The sequence below is a fragment of the Intestinirhabdus alba genome (assembly GCF_009711095.1).
Lineage (GTDB): Bacteria > Pseudomonadota > Gammaproteobacteria > Enterobacterales > Enterobacteriaceae > Intestinirhabdus > Intestinirhabdus alba.
On the sequence record NZ_WMJZ01000091.1, the window covers coordinates 1 to 2,423 of the forward strand.

Annotated in this window: 2 protein-coding genes; both read right to left on the reverse strand. The window is 47.2% G+C overall.

What is annotated here, in order from left to right:
• Positions 1-426 precede the first annotated feature (426 nt).
• A complete protein-coding gene (locus GJV78_RS23165; protein WP_167519719.1) occupies positions 427-705 on the reverse strand; it encodes a hypothetical protein in 279 nt (92 codons plus the stop codon).
• Positions 706-2,004: 1,299 nt separating this feature from the next.
• Positions 2,005-2,271, reverse strand: coding sequence for a PAAR domain-containing protein (locus GJV78_RS22495; RefSeq protein WP_155110282.1), 267 nt, complete (start codon positions 2,269-2,271; stop codon positions 2,005-2,007).
• Between the last annotated feature and the right edge of the window lie 152 nt (positions 2,272-2,423).

Consider the following 2,423-nt stretch of genomic DNA (forward strand, 5'->3'; position numbering starts at 1 on the left):
ACTGGCTGTCATGAGGATTCCCTGGTTAATTGTCCGTAAAATACTTTCCACATTTTTCATCCGGGGCAGAGACTTCAGGCTGTCGTTATTCTGGCGTCGGAAGAGACAATATCGCTTTTAACCTGATACCCCAGACCATACCTTAATACAAATACCCGTATAAGATCACGAAACTTCAGACTAAAAAAAACTATTTTTTAAAACAAAAAAACACTTAACAATCCGAACAGATAAAAATTTATTTAATTAACAAGCAAATAATTAATTATTATATATTTCCGACACTACAAGGTTTTAGTACGGCCTACTCTGAATAATTCAGCTGGTAAATCAAAACGCAGAGCGGGTTCGTCAGCTGCGGTTCTGGCGGGACAGGACCTTCATCCGCCGCCTCTTCCTGTGCATTCTGAAATAAGAAACTTCAGTTTATTGAACTTCAATAGTGTTAATGATTTTTTTAGCAAAATAGTTATGTTGATCCTCGCCACCTTTGACAGACAGAACCTGAACAAATATTGTACCGCGAGGTGACAGGGTCACGGATGAAGTTAATAAATATGCCTTCCCCTGATTAATCAGGGTGCCCTGAATAACTGAAAAATCCCGCCCGTTTATCTGCCGTATTTGCTTATCGCTCATCGAAAAAGTACCAATTTTTTTGCTCATGGCGGTAATAATATCTTTCGCAACAATGTTCAGCTGCATACCAGACGGCAGAGGCAGAGGCAGAGGCAGAGGCAGAGGCAGAGGCAGAGGCAGAGGCAGAGGNGCAGAGGCAGAGGCAGAGGCAGAGGCAGAGCTATTATCGGTAAAAAGCCAACCTGGACCACATGATTACGGAAAAAAGCATCTTTACTTTTATAAACCTGAAAAATATTGCCGCTGTTTAACTCATAGCTGAGATCTTCTTTCCAGTTATCGGTGGCATAATTATAGGGAATATCAACAGAGAAATTCCCTTTACTGAATTCACTTTTAATAACGCGCCATGAGACACGGGTATAATCGTCTGAAATTTCATCCACCATCGGCCGCATATAATATGCATAACCGATTACAACCGACAAAAACAGTATAAACAACGCTGCAAAAAACCTTTTTTTACGCTTAATTTTCTTTTCCTGCTTAACATCCACACCGGTCAGCGTCGCGCACATAGCCGATATGAGCTTTTTATCCATACGGGCAAAGTCATTATCGTCAAACACCATCACTACAGTACACCCTGTGCCTTTCGCAATGCCAAGTAATAAGGCTCCATCAAAAGCATAGAATTTTTTATGCCCTGAGGCGATTACTTTAGCAATTAGCGCATTAGGCGTATCTTTTTCTTCGCCGACATAGGCAAAGGCGAGCAGCTCCGGAAAAATGCCTTCTGTGGGGGTAAGTGCAATCCCCATTTTATCGCCCTGATCTTCATACTCTAACCAGAAATCAGTTTTGACAAACAGCGCTAAAAATTCAGCATAGCACCTCTCATACTCCTCACCGCCCGGAGCGGCTTCCAGGTTCTTCCATGCTGTGGCTAACTCCTTTTTCATTCTTTTTCTCCCTGTAAATGTCAGGCTGAGTCCTTTAATTTTTTATAAGCCTGGCAGATAAGGCTTCAGAGCGAGCCGATGCGCAATCCCTCATTATTGGGTACGCCCAATGCACGACGAACAGCGCGCTGAATGCCTCAGCCCTTCGGAGGTTCGCCAGAAAGGTGATCGTTGCGCTTAAGCCTTTGACCCTACCCTGCTCCCACGCTGCAGGTTTAGCCTCTGCGCCGCGTCCGGTTAAGGGGCATCTGCATACGGGCAGCTCTGTTTTTACCCTGGCTATCGCCTGAATGAAAGAAAGCGGCAGGCAAAAGCAGAAATCGCGGTGCCGGTAGCTCCGGGCAGCCTGGCGCGAAAGCCGCCGCGATATTCTGCACGCCAGACCCCCGCCGACGGATACCGGCACTTTCTGCTGAAATAACCGTCACCGACAGGCACATATCAGGCTGGACGTCGGGTCATTTCAGCGCGCAATATCCACATCCGGCATTGAACTCACCAGGGTACAGCCGCAGGCACAGCGATGCCCGTCCAGCGCAACCGCCCTGCCATCAATTACGGTGCCCGACGCGCCTTCAACAATTTTTGTCACCCCATGTCTGTTACAGCACACCGCATCGCCCACCCGGGCAACCGGTTTGCCAAAGGCCAGATATCTTCCGGTTAATACGGTTCCGCCATACTCCCGCAGCGTATCGCCCTGACGTACAACTTTTTTTAACGCGCCCATCCCTGACGTTTCTCCTGTTATCAGTTGGTTTCAACGGGGTTATTGAACTCCTCAAGCAGTTCGTCCAACTCTTCTTCCTCCTGCGCCGCTTTACGCTGACGGTAGATCTCGCGTAGCCGGGTAATCTCATACGCCGGAGACGCGATAAACCT